General features: G+C 73.5%; 16 protein-coding genes. 8 read left to right on the top strand and 8 right to left on the bottom strand.

What is annotated here, in order from left to right:
• Positions 1 to 235 precede the first annotated feature (235 nt).
• From HK417_RS01635 to HK417_RS01620, 4 genes are all read left to right on the top strand, one after another.
• Entirely contained in the window at positions 236 to 1,177 is a 942-nt protein-coding gene (locus tag HK417_RS01635; protein WP_222262604.1) for an ABC transporter substrate-binding protein, read from the top strand.
• 2 nt (positions 1,178 to 1,179) lie between these two features.
• A complete protein-coding gene (locus tag HK417_RS01630; RefSeq protein ID WP_222262602.1) occupies positions 1,180 to 2,136 on the top strand; it encodes an amino acid ABC transporter permease in 957 nt (318 codons plus the stop codon).
• A complete protein-coding gene (locus tag HK417_RS01625) occupies positions 2,133 to 2,927 on the top strand; it encodes an amino acid ABC transporter ATP-binding protein (RefSeq protein ID WP_439957898.1) in 795 nt (264 codons plus the stop codon). Before HK417_RS01630 ends, HK417_RS01625 begins: the two co-directional genes overlap by 4 nt.
• A gap of 209 nt (positions 2,928 to 3,136) precedes the next feature.
• The gene (locus tag HK417_RS01620; protein WP_222262600.1) at positions 3,137 to 4,918 is read left to right on the top strand and encodes a DEAD/DEAH box helicase; all 1,782 of its coding nucleotides are present in this window, start codon (positions 3,137 to 3,139) and stop codon (positions 4,916 to 4,918) included.
• 114 nt (positions 4,919 to 5,032) lie between these two features.
• On the opposite strand, the gene HK417_RS26035 is transcribed toward HK417_RS01620, so the two are convergent.
• Both HK417_RS26035 and HK417_RS24840 read right to left on the bottom strand, forming a co-directional pair.
• Positions 5,033 to 8,014 carry a helix-turn-helix transcriptional regulator gene (locus HK417_RS26035; RefSeq protein ID WP_308123309.1) on the bottom strand — a complete coding sequence of 994 codons (2,982 nt, stop codon included), beginning with the start codon at positions 8,012 to 8,014 and terminating at the stop codon, positions 5,033 to 5,035.
• Between the two features lie 62 nt (positions 8,015 to 8,076).
• Positions 8,077 to 8,211, bottom strand: coding sequence for a hypothetical protein (locus HK417_RS24840; protein WP_261325575.1), 135 nt, complete (start codon positions 8,209 to 8,211; stop codon positions 8,077 to 8,079).
• 284 nt (positions 8,212 to 8,495) lie between these two features.
• Here HK417_RS24840 and HK417_RS01610 point away from each other — a divergent pair, with 284 nt between their 5' ends.
• Positions 8,496 to 8,744, top strand: coding sequence for a DUF6458 family protein (locus tag HK417_RS01610; protein WP_222262596.1), 249 nt, complete (start codon positions 8,496 to 8,498; stop codon positions 8,742 to 8,744).
• Between the two features lie 52 nt (positions 8,745 to 8,796).
• Here the strand turns inward: HK417_RS01610 and HK417_RS01605 are convergent, their stop codons facing one another.
• A complete protein-coding gene (locus HK417_RS01605) occupies positions 8,797 to 10,092 on the bottom strand; it encodes an MFS transporter (protein ID WP_222262594.1) in 1,296 nt (431 codons plus the stop codon).
• 229 nt (positions 10,093 to 10,321) lie between these two features.
• Here HK417_RS01605 and HK417_RS01600 point away from each other — a divergent pair, with 229 nt between their 5' ends.
• The gene (locus HK417_RS01600) at positions 10,322 to 11,746 is read left to right on the top strand and encodes a glucose-6-phosphate dehydrogenase (RefSeq protein WP_308123308.1); all 1,425 of its coding nucleotides are present in this window, start codon (positions 10,322 to 10,324) and stop codon (positions 11,744 to 11,746) included.
• A 242-nt stretch (positions 11,747 to 11,988) separates the two neighbouring features.
• Here HK417_RS01600 and HK417_RS01595 read toward each other — a convergent pair whose 3' ends face one another.
• Complete coding sequence (locus tag HK417_RS01595) at positions 11,989 to 12,747, bottom strand: phospholipid scramblase-related protein (RefSeq protein ID WP_222262593.1); 759 nt, start codon at positions 12,745 to 12,747, stop codon at positions 11,989 to 11,991.
• Between the two features lie 88 nt (positions 12,748 to 12,835).
• Here HK417_RS01595 and HK417_RS01590 point away from each other — a divergent pair, with 88 nt between their 5' ends.
• On the top strand, positions 12,836 to 13,465 hold the full coding sequence (locus HK417_RS01590; RefSeq protein WP_222262591.1) for an HD domain-containing protein: 630 nt from the start codon (positions 12,836 to 12,838) through the stop codon (positions 13,463 to 13,465).
• Here the strand turns inward: HK417_RS01590 and HK417_RS01585 are convergent.
• A complete protein-coding gene (locus HK417_RS01585; protein ID WP_222262589.1) occupies positions 13,434 to 13,712 on the bottom strand; it encodes a DUF4031 domain-containing protein in 279 nt (92 codons plus the stop codon). The genes HK417_RS01590 and HK417_RS01585 overlap by 32 nt on opposite strands.
• A 36-nt stretch (positions 13,713 to 13,748) precedes the next feature.
• On the opposite strand from HK417_RS01585, the gene HK417_RS26290 reads away from it, so the two are divergent.
• On the top strand, positions 13,749 to 14,750 hold the full coding sequence (locus HK417_RS26290) for a Gfo/Idh/MocA family protein (RefSeq protein ID WP_222262587.1): 1,002 nt from the start codon (positions 13,749 to 13,751) through the stop codon (positions 14,748 to 14,750).
• Here the strand turns inward: HK417_RS26290 and HK417_RS01575 are convergent.
• The 3 genes from HK417_RS01575 to groL form a co-directional block, all read right to left on the bottom strand.
• Positions 14,708 to 15,547 (bottom strand): DUF72 domain-containing protein, encoded by an 840-nt coding sequence (locus HK417_RS01575; protein WP_222262585.1) that lies wholly within the window; start codon positions 15,545 to 15,547, stop codon positions 14,708 to 14,710. The two genes, HK417_RS26290 and HK417_RS01575, sit on opposite strands and share 43 nt — an antisense overlap.
• 185 nt (positions 15,548 to 15,732) lie before the next feature.
• Entirely contained in the window at positions 15,733 to 16,398 is a 666-nt protein-coding gene (locus HK417_RS01570) for a formylglycine-generating enzyme family protein (protein ID WP_222262583.1), read from the bottom strand.
• 113 nt (positions 16,399 to 16,511) lie between these two features.
• Positions 16,512 to 18,140, bottom strand: a complete 1,629-nt coding sequence (gene groL / locus HK417_RS01565; RefSeq protein WP_222262582.1) for a chaperonin GroEL — start codon at positions 18,138 to 18,140, stop codon at positions 16,512 to 16,514.
• Positions 18,141 to 18,374 lie beyond the last annotated feature (234 nt).

The raw sequence follows: 18,374 nt of genomic DNA, 5'->3' as shown, positions 1-18,374 counted from the left end.
GGACGAGCTGAGGAAGGGACGGCGCGGAGCGCGGGGGGTGTGCCGCTGGCCGCCGGGCCGGACTGGCCTCCTGGTCGAGGGGCCGCACCCAGCCTACGACGCGATCCGGCCGCCGTCAGTTCGGCGCCCGGCAGGCGTGGCGAGCCCGCGGGGAGCCCGCGAGGCGACCGGGTGGACCGCGGGTCGAGCGGGCAGGAGAAGATCAGTGTGATCGATCCCCCAGTGAGGAGTTCTCGTGCGTACCAGCAGTCCGATCCGCCGCGTGGCCGTGGCCGCGGTCGCCCTGACCAGCACCGCGCTCGCGGTCACCGGTTGCGGCGGCACCTCCGACTCCGGCGGCAGCGCGGCCGACAGCACCGGCGGGAGCGCGGCCTCCTCGTCGCTGCCCAGCGTCGAGGCCGACCCGGCGCTGGCCGACCGGGTGCCCGCGGACATCGCGTCCGACGGCGTCATCACCGTGGGCACCGACTCGACCTACGCGCCGAGCGAGTTCCTCGCCGAGGACGGGTCCACGATCGTCGGCTTCGACGTCGACCTGTTCAGCCTCGTCGCCGCGAAGCTCGGGCTGGAGGCGGAGTTCCAGACGGCGCCGTTCGACTCGATCATCGCCGGCGTCGGCTCGGGGCGGTACGAGGTCGGGGTCTCCTCCTTCACCGTCAACCCCGACCGGCTGGCCGAGGCCACCATGATCAGCTACTTCGACGCCGGCACGCAGTGGGCGACGAAGGCGGGCAACCCCCAGGGGATCGACCCGGAGGCCCCCTGCGGCGCGCGGGTCGCGGTGCAGAAGGGAACGGTCCAGGCCGAGGACATCACCGCCCGCTCCGCGGAGTGCACGGCCGCGGGCGAGCCGGAGATCACCATCGACCAGTACGAGGGCCAGGACGAGGCCACCGCCGCGGTCGTGTCCGGCAAGGACGACGCGGTGCTCGCCGACTCCCCGGTGATGGCCTACGCCGTCAAGCAGACCAACGGCCAGCTCGAGCTGCTCGGTGACGTGTACGACGCGGCGCCCTACGGCTACGTCGTCCCCAAGGACCAGACCGACTTCGCCCAGGCGCTCGCCGACGCGGTGGCCGCGCTGATCGCGGACGGCACCTACGAGCAGGTCCTGCAGAACTGGGGTGTGGAGGGCGGCGCCATCGACACCCCGACGGTGAACCCGACCGTCGGCTGACGATGGCCACCGACGCGCCGACACGACCGGCACCGCCCGAGCAGATCCGGGCGGTGCCGGTCCGGCACCCCGGCCGGTGGGTCGCCGCCGCGGTGATCGCGGTGCTGATCGCCATGTTCGTCCACATGCTGGCGACCAACCCGGTCTTCCAGTGGCAGTTCATGGTCGACAACATGTTCAGCGAGCCGGTGCTGCGCGGCGCCCGGACGACGCTGCTCATGACGGTGCTGGCCATGGTGCTCGGCGTCCTGCTCGGCGTCCTGCTGGCCGTGATGCGGCTGTCGCCGAACCCGGTGGTCTCCGGCGCGGCCTGGGTCTACGTCTGGTTCTTCCGCGCCATCCCGCGCATCGTGCTGCTGTTCTTCATGGCCAACCTCGGCGCGCTCTACGCGACCTACGAGCTCGGCTTCCCCTTCGACCGGCAGCTGATGGACCTGTTCGGGTTCAGCGGCGACCTGCGGTTCCTCGGGCTGAACGGCAACCAGATCTTCACCGGCTTCACCGCCGGGCTGCTCGGGCTGGCACTGTCCGAGGGCGCCTACATGGCCGAGATCGTGCGGGCCGGCATCCAGTCGGTCGACCCGGGGCAGGCCGAGGCGGCCAGCGCGCTCGGGATGAACCGCAGCACCACGCTGCGCCGCATCGTGCTGCCCCAGGCGATGCGCGTGATCATCCCGCCGACCGGCAACGAGACGATCGCGATGCTCAAGGACACCTCGCTGCTCATCGCGGTGCCGGTGACCACCGAGCTCAACTTCCAGCTGCGGGCCATCGGCAGCCGCACCTTCCAGATCATCCCGATGGCCGTGGCCTCGATCCTCTGGTACGCGGCGCTGGCCAGCCTGCTGATGCTGGGCCAGTACTTCCTGGAGAAGCGGTTCAGCCGCGGCTTCGGCGCGCGGGAGACCCGCGCGCAGCGGGCCGCGCGCCGGGCCCGCGAGGTCGGGGGGAGCCAGTGAGCACCGACGGGGACACCGCCGGCGGCGCCGGGCGGGCGATGGTCCGGGCCGAGGGGGTGCACAAGCGCTTCGGTCACGTCGAGGTGCTCAAGGGCATCGACCTGGAGGTCGCCCCCCGCGAGGTCATGTGCGTCATCGGGCCCTCCGGGTCGGGGAAGTCGACCTTCCTGCGGTGCATCAACCACCTGGAGAAGATCGACGCCGGCCGGCTCTGGGTCGACGGCCACCTGGTCGGGTACCGCGAGCATGGCGGCAAGCTGCACGAGCTGCCCGAGCGGGCGGTCGCCGCGCAGCGCCGGGACATCGGCATGGTGTTCCAGCGCTTCCACCTCTTCCCGCACATGACGGCGCTGGAGAACGTCATCGAGGCCCCGCTGCGGGTGAAGGGCCTGGCCAAGGACGCCGCCCGCGCCCGGGGTCGCGAGCTGCTCGAGCGGGTCGGGCTCGGCGACCGGGTGCACAACTACCCGAACCAGCTCTCCGGCGGCCAGCAGCAGCGGGTGGCGATCGCCCGCGCGCTGGCGATGGAGCCCAAGCTGATGCTCTTCGACGAGCCCACCTCCGCGCTGGACCCGGAGCTGGTCGGCGAGGTCCTCGACGTCATGCGCGGCCTGGCGGCCGACGGCATGACGATGGTCGTGGTCACGCACGAGATGGGGTTCGCCCGGGAGGTGGGCGACACGCTCGTCTTCATGGACGACGGCGTCGTGGTGGAGGCGGGCGATCCGCGGCAGGTGCTCAGCAACCCGCAGCACGAACGGACCCGGGGGTTCCTGTCCAAGGTGCTCTGACCGCGGCGGGACGTCTGGGGACGGCGGGGCCCGGGTGACGTGACGAGGCGGTCCTCGCCGAGCATGACGAGGACCACACTCGGCCGGCGCGCTCGGGAACGCGCAGGTCAGCGGCCCGGCCGCAGGCCCCATACGCCGCCGGGAGCGAGGCGCGCGGCAGGTGCCCGGTTGGGCGTGTTGTCCTCGCGCCGTCCAGAATGAGCCCCGACATGGCGACTGCAGCACGCGCGGAGGCACCGGCCCCGCAGACATCCAGCCGTCCACTCAGAGCCTGGCAGCAGGCCGCGTTGGAGCAGTACGAGGAGACCTCCCCCAAGGACTTCCTCGTCACCGCGACCCCCGGCGCCGGCAAGACCACGTTCGCGCTGACCCTGGCCGCGCGGCTGCTGTCCCGGCGCGAGGTGGCCCGGGTCATCGTCGTCTGCCCGACCGACCACCTGCGGCTGCAGTGGGCCGACGCGGCCGACCGGATGGGGATCGTGCTCGACCCCGGGCTGACCAACGCCGTCGGCCCGGTGCGCGCCGGCACCCAGGGCTACGTGACCACCTACGCGCAGGTGGCCGGCAAGCCGATGCTGCACGCCGCCCGCGCCACGGCCGTCAAGACGCTGGTCATCCTGGACGAGGTGCACCACGCCGGCGACGGCCTGTCCTGGGGTGAGGCGGTCGAGGAGGCCTACGGGCGCGCGGCCCGCCGGCTCTGCCTGACCGGGACGCCGTTCCGCACCAAGGCCGACGAGCGCATCCCGTTCGTCACCTACGTCGAGGACGGGTTCGAGGGCCAGGGCGGGCTGATGAGCTACGCAGACTTCACCTACGGCTACAAGGAGGCGCTGGCCGACAACGTCGTCCGCCCGGTGGTCTTCGCCGCCTACACCGGCACCTCCCGCTGGCGGAACTCGGCCGGTGAGGTGGTCGCCGCCTCGCTGTCGGAGGCCGGTACCCGCTCGGTCGAGATGCAGGCCTGGCGCACCGCGCTGGACCCCAAGGGCCAGTGGGTGCCGCACGTCATCGCGGCGATGGACGACCGCATCACGCACCTGCGCGAGGAAGGCGGCATGCCCGACGCCGCCGGCCTGGTGCTGGCCAGCGACCAGGACGACGCCCGCGAGTACGCCAAGATCGTCCGCCGGGTCACCGGGAAGGCGCCGGAGCTGATCCTCTCCGACGACCCGAAGGCCTCCAAGAAGATCGAGAAGTTCAACGTCGGCGGCGCCCGGATCGCGGTCTGTGTGCGCATGGTCTCCGAGGGCGTCGACGTCCCCCGGGCCGCCGTCCTGGCCTGGATGACCTCCTACCGGACGCCGCTGTTCTTCGCGCAGGCCGTCGGCCGCGTGGTGCGCGCCCGGGCGGGCCACGAGACCGCGACCGTGTTCCTCCCCGCGGTGCGGCCGCTGCTCACGCTGGCCGCCTCGATGGAGGAGCAGCGCAACCACGTCATGCCGCCGCCGAAGAGCCAGCCCGACGAGGAGCTGGAGGCGCTGGACCTGCCGCCGCGGGAGCCCCGCGAGGGCGCGGCGAAGGAGTGGGAGGCGCTGGAGGCCGACGCGCGGTTCGCCCACGTGCTGCACGGCGGGACGGCGCACACCGGCGAGGGCCGCCCGGCCGCCGTGTCGCTGGGCGCCGAGGAGGAGGAGTTCCTCGGCATCCCGGGCCTGCTCACCCCCGAGCAGACCGCCTCGCTGCTGGCCAAGCGGGACGACGAGCTGCGCCTGCGGGTCGAGGCCGTCCGGCGGATGCCCGACGAGGACGACGGCCTGATGCTCGTGCAGGACCACCCGGACGAGGACGACGCCGGCCGCTCGTGGCGCGACGCCGCGGAGCTCCGCCGGGAGGTCAACCGGCTGGTCAACCGCGTCTCGGCGAGGACGTCGACGCCGCAGGCCGTGGTGCACACCCAGCTGCGGAAGTCGGTGCCCGGCCCGCCGTCGGCGTCCGCGTCGGTGGACGTCCTGCGCGCCCGCCGCGAACGCCTCCGCACCATGCTGTGACACAGCGGTCCTACCGGACCGCACCGCGGCCACGTGCCGTCCCCAACCCTCGTCGAGCCGCTTCGTCGCTCGGTCGCGGAACCCTACGGGCCCCACTCCTCACGACACGACGGCTCAGCTCAGCAGGCCGCGGGCGGCGGCGATGGCGACCGCCTCGGTGCGGGAGCCGACCGCGAGCTTGGCCAGGATGTTGCTGACGTGCACGCTGGCCGTCTTCTCGCTGATGAACAGCTCCGCGCCGATCTGCCGGTTGGTGCGGCCCTGCGCCACCAGCCGCAGCACCTCCCGCTCCCGCGGGGTGAACACGGCCGACGGGTCGGCCGGCCGCACGCCGGGCAGTCCCGCGTCGAGCCGCCCCCGCCGGGCCAGCGCTTCCAGCCGGGCGCGCAGCGGCGCCGCACCCAACCGCACCGCCACCTCGTGCGCCGCCTTCAGCTCGGCCCCCGCCGCCTCGCGGTCGTCGGTGGCCAGCAGCGCCTCCGCCAGCCGCGCCCGCGAGCGGGCCTCCTCGTACACGTGGCCGTAGCCGAACGCGTCGACGGCGGCGCGCCACAGCTCCGGGGCGGCGCAGCCGCGCAGCCGCGCCTCCTCGGCGTCCAGGCGGGCGACCCAGGCCCGGCCCTCCACGCCCATCTCCCCCACCGCGCGCTGGTACAGCTCGACCGCCTCGCGGGCGGACCCGGTCAGCGGCCCAGTCCGGCGCACCCACTCCTCGGCCGTGGCGGTGTCCCCCACCAGCCGGGCGGCCGCGGCGGCGTCGGCGACCGCGGACAGCGCCGACGCGACCAGCCGGACGGTGGCCAGCCGGTCGTCGTCCCAGATCGCCGCGATCCGCCGGACGGCCTCGTCGGTGACCGCCAGCGCGGTCTCCGGATCGCCGTCGTCGGCGGCCAGGTCGACCGCCGCGGCGGCGGTGGCCAGCAGCAGGAGGCCGTGCGACTCCAGCCGGGCAGTGAGCCCCTGCGCCCAGGCGAGGCGGTCCCGGGCGCTGGGGTCCCCGCGCCCGACCAGCACCATCAACCCGTCGGCGCGCACGTGGGCGGCCATCTCCGGAACCCGGGCCAGCTGGTCGGCGACCTCCAGGCTGCCGTCCCAGTCGCCGGCCACGTAGCGGGCGACGACGTCGAGGTGGCGCAGCTCGGCGGCGAAGAACGACCACTCGATGCCCAGCCCGCGGGCCCGCTCCAGCCCCTGCGACGTCCAGGCCAGCGTGCCGGTGACGTCGCCGTCCTCGTAGACGACGTTGCCGAGGTTGAACAGCACCCGCATCTCCACGTCGGGGTCCCCCGAGCGCTGCGCGCGCACCAGCGCCTCGTCGAGCCGGGCCCGCACCTTCCCGAGGTCGCCGCCGTCGCGCATCCAGGCGAGCGAGACGGCGGTGTCCGACCACGCGCTGTCCAGCCCGAGGGCGTCGGCCGCGGCCAGCGCCTCCTCCGCCGCCGCATCCGCCTCGGCCCGCCGGCCGGTGTCGTAGCTCTTGCGCGCGTGCACGGCCGCCGCCCAGGTGCGCACCGGCGACGGTGGATCGGCCGGCACCAGCGCCATCGCGGCGCTGCTCTCGCGGTAGGCGGCCGCCTGGTCCTCGATCCGGGTGAGCGCCTGGGCGAGCGTGTAGTGCACCCGGGCCTGGGCCACCGGGTCGCCGTCAGGGCCGAGCAGGTCCTGCGCCGCACGCAGCAGCGCGACCGCGCGGTGGTGCTCCCCCACCGCCCGGGCCGCCGCCGCGGTGTCGAGCAGCAGGGCCCACTGCGCCCGGCCGGCCCGCTCGGCCGCGTCGGGCACGACCGGCCAGAGGGCGAGGGCCGCCTCCAGGTGCTGCAGCCGCTCCGACGGCGCGCCGACCCGGTGCGCCTCCGCGGCCGCCTCCAGCGACGCGCTCAGCGCCCCGGGGAGGTCGTTGCTCTCCCGGGCGTGGTGCGCCCGCTCGGCGGCGGTGCCGGCTGCCGGGTGCGCGGTGAGGTAGGCGAGCACCGCGCCGTGCAGCCGCACCCGCTCCCCGGGCAGCAGATCGGCGAGGACCGCCTCGCGCAGCAGCGCGTGCCGGAAGCGGTAGCGGCCGTCGTCGGAGACGACGAGCAGGTGGTGGTGCACCGCCTCGGCGAGCGCCTGCTCCAGCTCCGCCGGGGACTGGCCGCCCACCGCGGCCACCAGGTCGTGCCGCACCGAGCGCCCGGCCACGGCCGCCACCCGCAGCACCTGCTGGGTGGCCGGGGCGAGCTGCTCGACGCGGGACAGCAGCACGTCGGTGAGGACCAGCGGCAGGGCGTCGCCCTCCAGCCGGGCGGTCAGCAGCTCCTCGGCGTAGAACGCGTTGCCCTCGGCGCGGGCGACGACGTCCTCCACGGTGCGGTCGGGCACACCTCCGAGCGCGGCGGCACGGTGGCGGACGAGCTCGTCGACCGAGGTGTCGGACAGCGGGCCCAGCGCGAGCCGCTCGACGCCGGGCAGCCGCACCAGCTCGGCCAGCAGCGGCCGCAGCGGGTGCCGCCGGTGCAGGTCGTCCGCGCGGTAGGAGCCGACCACCGCGACGCGCTCGTCGACCAGCCGGGCCAGCAGGTAGCGCAGCAGGTCGCGGCTGGACCGGTCGGCCCAGTGCAGGTCCTCCAGCACGACGAGCACCGGCCGGGACAGGGCCAGCTCGCCGAGCACGGCCGCGACGGACTCGAACAGCTGGAGGCGGCCGTCGTCGACCGGGCGGCCGGCGGCGGCCCGGTTCAGCAGCGGCCGCCCGAGGTCGGCGGGCTCACCGGCCTGCACGACCGAGACGTCGGGACGCCCGGCGAGCAGTCCGGCCAGCAGCGGGTGCCGCGCGAGGACCTCCTCGGCGTCCGCGGTGAGCGGGCGCAGCAGGTCGACGAACGGCAGGTAGGGCAGCCCGACCTCACCGAGGTCGACGCAGTGCCCGACGAGGACCCGGACGCCGTCGTCGGTGGCCCGGCGGGCCAGCTCGTCGAGCAGCCGGGTCTTGCCGACGCCGGCGTCGCCGGCGAGCAGCGCGGCGGAGGGACGGCCCTCCGCCACGCGTCGGACGTGCGCCAGCAGCCGGGCGAGCTCGTCGGCCCGGCCCACCAGCGGACAGTCGTCCCAGCGCGGCACGGGCCGATCGTGGCACGGGCAGCCGACAGGACCGGCTCCCACGGTGCGCGCAGCCGGCGCCGTCAGTCCTGCTGCCCGTTCCGGTGCCGGGTCCGCCACGAGCCGCGGCGGCTGCCCCGGCGGAAGGACTCGGCGATCCGCTCGTGCCGGTAGGCGAGCTCCGCCTCGAGGGCGGGGTTCGGGTAACGCATGGTCATGACCGTCTCCTGTCGTCTGTCTCGAACAGGGACGACGGTCGTGCTGAGGTGGTGCCCCCGGCATCGGTCGACCGGGCAGTCCTGCGGCCCTGCCCGGCCTGAGGTGGGTCTGAGGTCCTGCCCGTGGGCCTCAGGCGGATCGGGACCCCTCAGACGTCACCCGTTGGGAGGACATCGCGCCTCGCGGTGCGTCGCCGGCGCGCAGCACGGGCACCGTCCGGCCCACGGCGACCGCCGTCGGCTCCTCCGGCCCTCGGGCAGGGGCCGTGGAGAAGGGAGTCCTCGTGAGGCTCGGAACAGCGATCGTCCTGCTCGCCCTCGGCGCCATCCTCACCTTCGCGCTGCGCGTCGACATCAGTGGCGTCGACCTGCAGGTGGTCGGGTGGATCCTGATGGTCGTCGGCGCCCTGGGCATAGTGCTCGAGCTGCTCGTCTGGGGTCCGCGTCAGCGGCGGGTCATCCGCACCGCCGCATACGGCGACTCCGCCGGTGGCGGGCCAGCGCGCCGCAGCACCACAGAGGAGACGTACTGAGCGGACCTCGGCCGGGCCCGGTCCTCGCGGACCGGGCCCGGCGTCTCACGGCTCAGCGCAGCTCGGTGCCCTTGGTCTCGCGCAGGGTGAGGGTGGCGACGAAGGCGACGACCGCCCCGACCGCGACGTACCAGAAGAACCACAGCGGGTGCCCGGCCTCGGACAGCGCGGCGATGACCAGCGGCGCCGTCCCACCGAAGCAGGCGACCGTGACGTTGTACCAGGCGCCGATGCCGGTGGCTCGCAGCTCGGTGGGGAAGAGCTCGCTCATCACCGCGGGGACGATGGAGGCCAGCAGCGCGTAGAGGGCCAGGCCGGTGCAGAAGACGACGGTGAGCGAGAACAGGTTGTCCCGCACCAGGAACGACAGCGGGACGACGAGCACGGCGAGCCCTGCCGACCAGACGTACATCTGTGGCTTGCGGCCGAACCGGTCCGACAGCGCCCCGAACGGATAGCAGAGCGCGACGAACAGCGCCGTGCCGATCGACAGCGCCAGGAAGACGTCGTTGGCGTCGGCGCCCCGGTACGTGATCGCGAACGGCGTCAGCGCGCTGAAGAAGGTGTAGTAGGACAGCGTGTTCAGCAGCGTGAACCCGATCAGCTGGAGCACCGCCCGCGGGTGGTCGCGGATGGTCAGCCACAGCGGGTTCTTCGTCGCCCGCGCCTTGGCCGCGTTCTCCTCGAACTGCTCGGTCTCGCTCAGCGACCGGCGCAGCCACAACCCGACCAGCCCGAGCAGCCCACCGGCGGCGAAGGCGATCCGCCAGCCCCAGGAGTTCAGCTGGTCCTCGCCGAGCACGTTGGTGAGCAGCACCCCGAGCAGGGACGCGAGCAGCAGCGCCGTGCCGGTCGAGATGTAGAAGAACGAGGCGTACCGGCCGCGCCGGGACGGCGGCGCGATCTCGGCGAGGTACGCCGAGGCGTTGGAGACCTCGCCGCCCAGCGACATGCCCTGGGCTATCCGGGCGAGCAGCAGCAGCACCGGCGCCAGCCAGCCGACCTGCTCATAGGTGGGCAGTATCGCGATGACCAGCGAGCCACCCGCCATCAGCAGGATGGTCAGCAGCATCCCGGCCTTGCGCCCCCGCAGGTCGGCGAACCGGCCGAGCAGCCAGCCGCCCAGCGGGCGGAAGAAGAAGGCCAGCGCATACGTCGACGTCGTCCCGATCAGCGCCAGCGCCTCGTTCTCCTTCGGGAAGAACTGCGTGGAGAAGTAGACGAGGAACGTCGCGTAGACCGTCCAGTCGAACCACTCGACCGCGTTGCCGATGCTGGCCGACACCAGCGTGCGCACCGGCAGGCGGTGTTCCTCCTGCGTGCGGTCTGCCCGCGCGGTATCGGTCATGGGTCCCTCCGTCGTCGTCGTGGTCGGCCCACGCTAATGAGCCTGGTCGGCAGCGGCACCTCGGGCGGAGCGGCCACCCAGGCGCTCGCGCCCCCGCATGCGGGACACTGCTGGCGGGAACACGGCCGCGCCGCTGCGGGGTTCCTGTTGACTGAAGCCGGTGCACCCCCGACGTCGTGGGCCACAGCGAGCTGCAGCGCACCAGGCCACATCTCGAGAGGACTGCCCCGTGCCCGAGACCGGGACGACGAACGACCTGGCCCCGACCGTCTTCGTGCTCTTCGGCGCGACCGGCGACCTCGCGCAGCGCATGGTGCTGCCCGCGTTCTTCCAGCTGGCCCAGCACGGCCTGCTGCCGCACGAGTGGCGGCTGATCGGCAGCGGCCGCGGCGAGCGGACCGACGAGTGGTTCGTGGAGCACGTGCGCGAGTCCCTCGAGACGTTCGGCCCCGCGCCGGACGAGGGGCCGTGGGAGGAGTTCCGCGACCGCCTGCGCTTCGCCGGCGGCGGGTTCACCGCCGAGGACCCGGGCGAGCTGCTCGACGCCGTCACCACCGCCCGCAAGGAGCTCGGCGAGGACGCCCAGCTGGTGCACTACCTCTCCCTGCCGCCGAAGGCCTTCACCGGCTACACCAGCGCGCTGGGCGCCCACGGGCTGGCCGAGGGCGCGCGGGTCGTCTACGAGAAGCCGTTCGGCGCCTCCCCGGAGGGCTTCCGCGAGCTCGACGACCTGGTGCACTCGGTGATGGACGAGGGGCAGGTCTTCCGCATCGACCACTTCCTGGGCAAGGAGGGCACCCAGGACCTGCACGTGGCGCGGTTCGCCAACGGCCTGTTCGAGCACATCTGGAGCCGCGAGCACGTGGCCCAGGTGCAGATCGACGTCCCCGAGGACCTCGACGTCGCCGACCGCGCCGACTTCTACGACGCCACCGGCGCGACCCTGGACATGCTGGTCACGCACCTGTTCCAGGTGGCCGCCGAGGTCGCCATGGAGCCGCCGGTCAGCTTCTCGGCCAACGACATCCTCGCCGCGCGCGAGTCGGTGCTCTCCCACTTCCGCCCGCTGGCGCCGGAGGACGTCGTCCTCGGTCAGTACGAGGGCTACCGCGACCTGGACGACGTGCCGGACGACAGCCGGACCGACACCTTCGTGGCCGCCCGGCTGTTCATCGACTCCGGCCGGTGGCGCGGCGTGCCGTTCCTGCTGCGCACCGGCAAGCGGATGGCGGACAAGCAGCAGCGGGTGAGCCTGGTGCTGCACCGCCCGAAGGGCCCGGTGCACGACGTGCCGGCCAACGGGAACGTGATCTCCCTGTCGCTGGCCGGGGCCGGCGCCCTGGACGTCGACATCATGGCGAAGCGGCCGGGCCCCGACCTTGCGATGGCCCCGGCCCGGGTGTCCCTGGACCTGTCCCAGGTGCCCGGCGGCGAGCCGCTGGCCCCCTACGTGTCGCTCATCCACGACGTGCTGGTCGGCGACCGGTCGCTGTTCACCACGAGCAAGGGCCTGGCCGAGACCTGGCGGGCGCTGCAGCCGGTGCTGGACCACCGCCCGGAGGTGCACCCGTACGCCCCGGGGTCGTGGGGTCCGGCGGCGGCCAACGCCCTCACCGGCGAGCACGGCTGGCTCCTCGGGCAGACCGAGGACTGAAGGAGGACCCGTCAGGCCCCCACCGCTCGCGGCGGGGGCCCGGAGGTCCGTCGCGTTGGGGTCCGAGCCGGACGCTGGTCGCCTCGCGGCGGGTTGCGCATCCGCAGCTCCAGCCCCCGACCGAGGTCGGGGCGGTTTTCCGCGGCGGCAATTATCAAGTGGAGCCCGGGGACACAGGTCGCCCGGCCCGGACGTCGTCCACCGTACCCGGCGCCCGGGCACCCATGCGCGTGGCGCCGGACTCAGTTGAAGCCGCGCTCGTCCTGCTTGAGGGCGGTGTCGACGGTGAGGGCGCTGGCCAGCACGAGGCTGGCCAGCGGCTCCTCCAGCCGCTGGTGCACCTGCACCACGTAGTTGTCGGCCGTGGTGAGCATCGTGCGGGCCAGGCCCTCCCAGGTCTTGGTGATCCGGGCGACCTCCCGGCCCGAGCCGTCGCCGATCGAGAAGTCCCAGGCCCGCCAGTTCTCCGCCTGGATGGCGCCGACCAGCTGCCCGCCGACCACCAGATCGAACCGGATCTTGCCGAGGACGTTGGCCTGGACGATCTCGCCGAGCGGCTGCCCGTCGGGCCGGGACACCTGCACGCGCGACCTCATGACCTTGGCCGGGCGGGTGAGCATGAGGACCGGGCCGGTGGCGTCGCGCACCTCCAGCCGGTGGGTGAGGAACTGGTCGAACTCGGAGACGAACCGGAAGGCCTTGCGCAGGGTGCTCTGCCCGACCTGGACGACGGCGCCCAGCTGCTGCCCGTTGCCGTCGAAGACGCCGTACTCGTTGGTGAGCTCGATGAGCTTGGTCTTCTGCTGGACGACGAGCACCGGCTGCTCGAGCAAGACCGACCGGGCCCACTGCTGCGGCGCCGGGTACTGCGGCTGCGGGTACTGCGGCGGCGCGGGCGGCTGCTGCACGTGCTCGGTCCAGCCCTGGCCGTCCCACCAGCGCGTGCCGGGCCCACCGGCGGGGTCGGGGTACCAGCCCGGCGGGGGCGTCGGAGAAGCCATGATCCAAACGGTAGCGGCGCAGGCCGCGGGTCCCGTGGCGCCTCCCCCGTGGGGAGGAGAGGACCGGCGCGCGTGCCAGACTCCGCGGGTGACCGGCGTGGCGTTCGAGGACTGGGCACTGCTGGCCGGCGACTCCCCCACCTCGCGCACCGAGTGGGCCGCCGTCGTCGGGTCCTGGACCGAGCCGCACCGCCGCTACCACGACCTCGCCCACCTGGCCGCCGTCCTGAGCATCGTCGACCGGCTGGCCGGGCACGCGACCGACCCCGCCGCCGTCCGCCTCGCCGCCTGGTACCACGACGTCGCCTACGACTCGGAGCGCGACGACAACGAGGCGGTCAGCGCCGCCCGCGCGCGGATCGGCCTGCTCGGGCTGGTCGACCCGGCGACGGTGGCCGAGGTGGAGCGGCTGGTGCTGCTCACCGCCGGGCACGACCCCGCGGACGGCGACGCGAACGGCGCCGTCCTCTGCGACGCCGACCTCGCCGTGCTGGCCGCACCGCCGGAGGCCTACGCCGGCTACGCCTCCGCTGTCCGGGCTGAGTACGGCCACCTGTCCGACGCCGACTTCACCACCGGCCGCATCGCCGTCCTCGAGCACCTGCTGGCGCTGCCCACGCTGTACCGGACCCCTGAGGTCACCGCGGCCTGGACCCCGCGGGCCCGGGCCAACATGACCGCCGAGCTCAGCCTGCTGCGGAGTCGCGCCGCTTCTTGACCCGCAGACCGGCGGCCATCAGCCGGCGCAGCAGCTCCCGGGCGCCCACCGGCTCGGCGCCCGCGCCGACCGCGACGTCGTAGAGCTCCTCCGGCACGTCGTAGTGGTCGCCCTGGAACGCCCGCCGCGGGATCCCCAGGTGCGCGGCGACGAACGCGTGCAGTTCCGCGTAGTCGGTGTCGCTCACCAGGTGTGACCACCGCCGCCCGCGCCACGGCCAGACGGGGGTGTCGATCAGGACGGCCACGGGGCGCAGTCTGCCCCGCCCGCTACCGTTCGACGCGTGACTGAGGAGATCCGCTGGGGCGTCGTCGGGCCGGGCCGCATCGCCGAGAAGGTCGTGCAGGACTTCCGGCACGTCGAGGGCGCGCGGGCGGTCGCCGTCGCCTCCCGCTCGCTGGACCGCGCGCGCGACTTCGCCGGCCGGCACGGGCTGGAGCGGTCCCACGGGTCCTACGCCGACATCCTGGCCGACCCGGAGGTCGACGTCCTCTACGTCGCCACGCCCCACCCGCAGCACTGCGAGATCGCGCTCGGCGCGCTCAAGGCGGGCAAGGCGCTGCTGATCGAGAAGGCCTTCACCGCGACCGTGGCCGGCGCGCAGGAGGTCGTCGACGTGGCCCGGGAAACGGGCGTCTTCGTCATGGAGGCGATGTGGACACGGTTCCAGCCGGCCGTCGTCCGGCTGCGGGAGCTGATCGCCGAGGGGGCGATCGGTGAGGTCCGCTCGGTGCAGGCCGACCTCGGCGTGCAGCGGGAGTTCGACCCGACCGACCGGCTGTTCTCCCGCGAGCTCGGCGGAGGCGCCCTGCTCGACCTCGGGGTCTACGTCGTCTCCTTCGCGCAGATGGTGCTCGGCGACCCGGACACCGTCGTCGCGGCCGGGTCGACGTTCGACACCGGCGTCGACGCCGAGGCGTCCCTGCTGCTCGGCTACGCCGACGGCCGGACGGCGACGCTGACCACATCGCTGCGGAACGCCCTGCCCGGGCAGGCCCGGGTCTTCGGGACGGCGGGCTGGATCGACGTGCTGCCGCGCTTCCACCACCCGCAGACGATCGTGCTGCACCGGGCCGCCGCCGACGCCGAGCCGGAGGCGATCACCCTCGCGCAGCGCGGCGGCGGGTACTCCCACGAGCTCGCCGAGGTGACCGAGTGCGTGCGGGCCGGCCGCACCGAGAGCGCGGTCATGCCGCTGGCCGACACGCTGGCCGTCCAGCGGGTCCTCGAGGACGCCGCCGGTCAGCTGGGCGTCACCTTCGCCGAGGACCGCGCCGTCCTCTGACGCGGGGCCCTCGGCTCGGGCGGCGGCCAGGCGGCGCCGCTGGCCTGGTCGTGCGTGGGCACGCGGGTGTGCCGGCCGCCGGTGGCCCGGACGGCGTCGGCGAAGGTCACCGCGTCCACGGTGGCCGCGCCGCCGGGGTCGTTGTTGAAGTACACGAGGACGTCGTCGTCCCCGTAGGTGCCCGCGAGCCGCTCCGCCCAGGTCCGCAGCGTCTCGGGCCGGTACCCCCAGCCCTCGGCGCCGGTGTGCAGCCGCAGGTAGCCCCACTCGGCGGTGCGCCACAGCGGCGCGATCGGCTGCTCGCCGCGGTCGGCCCAGCACAGCGCCGCCTGGTACCGCTCCAGCAGGGCCCGGACCTCGTCGGTCCACCAGCTCTCGTGCCGCGGCTCCACCGCGATCCGGGTGCCGGCCGGGAACTGCCCGAGGCAGGTGCTGAGCAGGTCGAGGTCGGCCTTGAGCGTGGGCGGGAGCTGCAGCAGGACGGCGTCCAGCCGGTCGCCCAGCCCGACCACCCGTTCCATCAGCCGGGCGACCGGCTCCTCCGGGTCGCGCAGCCGCTTGATGTGCGTGAGGTAGCGGGAGGCCTTCACCGCCCACCGGAAGTCGTCCGGGGTGCGCGCCCGCCAGGCCTCGAAGGTCGTCTTCTCCGGCAGCCGGTAGAAGGCGTTGTTGCTCTCGACGGTGGCGAAGTGCTCGGCGTGGTGCTCCAGCCAGAGACGCTGCGGCAGCCTCGGCGGGTAGAAGCGGCCGCGCCAGTCGCGGTACTGCCACCCCGAGGTCCCGATGATCACCGTCACCCGCGCGCCCTACCCTGGCCGACCATGAGCGACTCCCCGCCCGCTTCAAGGACCTCTGCCTCGACGCCGTCGACCACCAGGCGCTGGCCGACTGAGGACGCCCGGACGCCGGCTGATCATCGAGATCGGGGTTGCCGGGGTCCGAGCAGGCCCGCAAGGCCCGGCATCCCCGCTCTCGACGCGGATCAGCGCGACCGGGCGAGGCGGAACCCCAGGTCGTCGATGCGCAGGGTGGGGTGGCTCTTCCGCCGGCAGGACGACCGGCAGGCGCGCGGGTGGTCCTGCCAGCCCCCGCCGCGGAACACCCGGTACGGCCCGTAGACGTCGGGGTCGAAGACGTCCCAGCACCATTCCCAGACGTTGCCGATCATGTCGAACAGGCCCCACGGGTTCGGTTCCTTCGCGCCGACCTCGTGCACCTCACCCCCGGAGTTGCCGCGGTACCAGGCGATGTCGTCCAGCTCGCCGGGGCGGACGCCGGTCGTGCCGGCCCGGCACGCGTACTCCCACTCCGCCTCCGACGGGAGACGGAAGCCGTCCGCCGCCCAGTCGCAGACCACGTCCTGCGCGTCGGGATCGACGCCGATGGCGTAGCAGAGACCGAGTCCCGTCGCCGCCGACAGGAGGTTGCAGAACCGGACGGCGTCGGTCCAGGACACGTCGGTCACCGGCGTCCACAGCCCCGCGGAGCCCGCCGGCGCCTCGCCGGTGACCGCGCGCCAGAGCGCCCGGGTGACCGGGTACGGCGCCAGGCGGAACGCGGGGACGTCGACCCGCCAGCTGGTCCTCGTGCCCTCGTCCCGCAGGACGATCTCCCCCGCCGGGACGTCGACCAGGTGATTCGTGTCCATCGTGGTCCAGACCTACCGGTGACGCCGACAGGGGCGGCCCCGCGCGATGCGGGGCCGCCCCTGCCGGGCAGTGCTGGTGGTGCAGTGTCAGCTGGCGCTGAGCGGTGAGGACGTCAGAAGTCCATGCCGCCCATGCCGCCGTCGCCACCGGGCATGGCCGGGGCGTTCTTCTCCGGCTTCTCGGCGATGACGGCCTCCGTGGTGAGGAAGAGCGCCGCGATGGAGGCGGCGTTCTGCAGCGCCGAGCGGGTGACCTTGGCCGGGTCGATGATGCCGGCCGCGACCAGGTCCACGTACTCGCCGGTGGCGGCGTTGAGGCCCCAGCCGGTCTCCGAGTTGCGCACCTTCTCCGCGACGACGCCACCCTCGAGGCCGGCGTTGATCGCGATCTGCTTCAGCGGCGCCTCGAGCGCGACGCGCACGATGTTGGCACCGGTCGCCTCGTCACCCTCGAGCTCGAGCTTGTCGAACGCGACGGTGGTGGCCTGCGCCAGGGCGACGCCACCACCGGCGACGATGCCCTCCTCGACGGCGGCCTTGGCGTTGCGCACCGCGTCCTCGATGCGGTGCTTGCGCTCCTTGAGCTCGACCTCGGTCGCGGCGCCGGCCTTGATGACGGCGACGCCTCCGGCCAGCTTGGCCAGGCGCTCCTGCAGCTTCTCGCGGTCGTAGTCGGAGTCCGACTTGTCGATCTCGGCGCGGATCTGGTTGACGCGACCCTGGATCTGGTCGGCGTCACCGGCGCCCTCGATGATGGTCGTCTCGTCCTTGGTGGTGACGAACTTGCGCGCCCGGCCCAGCAGGGACAGGTCGGCGTTCTCCAGCTTGAGGCCGACCTCCTCGCTGATGACCTGACCACCGGTGAGGATCGCGATGTCCTGCAGCATGGCCTTGCGGCGGTCACCGAAGCCGGGGGCCTTGACGGCGACCGACTTGAAGGTGCCGCGGATCTTGTTGACCACCAGGGTCGCCAGGGCCTCGCCCTCGACGTCCTCGGCGATGATCGCCAGCGGCTTGCCGGACTGCATGACCTTCTCCAGCAGCGGGAGCAGGTCCTTCACCGAGGAGATCTTGCTGTTGACGACCAGGATGTACGGGTCGTCGAGCACGGTCTCCATGCGGTCGGTGTCGGTCACGAAGTAGGCCGACAGGTGACCCTTGTCGAAGCGCATGCCCTCGGTGAGCTCGAGCTCGAGACCGAAGGTGTTGCTCTCCTCGACGGTGATGACACCTTCCTTGCCGACCTTGTCCATCGCCTCGGCGATGAGCTCACCGATGGCGGGGTCCGCGGCGGAGATCGAGGCGGTGGCCGCGATCTGCTCCTTGGTCTCGACGTCCTTGGCGGTGGCCAGCAGGTAGTCCGAGACCGAGGCGACGGCCTTCTCGATGCCCTTCTTCAGGGCCATCGGGTTCGCGCCGGCGGCGACGTTGCGCAGACCCTCGCGGACGAGTGCCTGGGCGAGCACGGTGGCGGTGGTGGTGCCGTCACCCGCGACGTCGTCGGTCTTCTTCGCAACCTCCTTGACCAGCTCGGCCCCGATCTTCTCCCACGGGTCCTCGAGCTCGATCTCCTTGGCGATGCTCACACCGTCGTTGGTGATCGTGGGAGCGCCCCACTTCTTCTCCAGCACGACGTTGCGGCCCTTGGGGCCGAGGGTCACCTTGACGGCGTCGGCGAGGGTGTTCATGCCCCGCTCGAGGCCGCGGCGCGCCTCTTCCTCGAAGGCGATCATCTTGGCCATGTGGTGGTGTCCTCCATGCTTGATCGCTGCACGGTCAGGCCCGGCGCCCGCGACGGACGACACCAGCGGCGCGGACGCTCCTGCGGTCCGCGGACCGGTGCCTCACCGTTCCGACCTGGTTGGCACTCAGCAGCTCCGAGTGCCAACCCGAAGTCTGGCACTCGACCTCGGCGAGTGCAAGGAGGGGGTCCTCCGACCGGGCCGGACCGGGCCCTGACATGCGACGAGGCCCGG

Origin of the sequence: Modestobacter marinus (assembly GCF_019799945.1) — a bacterium.
Lineage (GTDB): Bacteria > Actinomycetota > Actinomycetes > Mycobacteriales > Geodermatophilaceae > Modestobacter > Modestobacter marinus_B.
The sequence above is the reverse complement of the archived record's forward strand: the minus strand, read 5'-3'. Positions and strand labels throughout refer to the sequence as shown.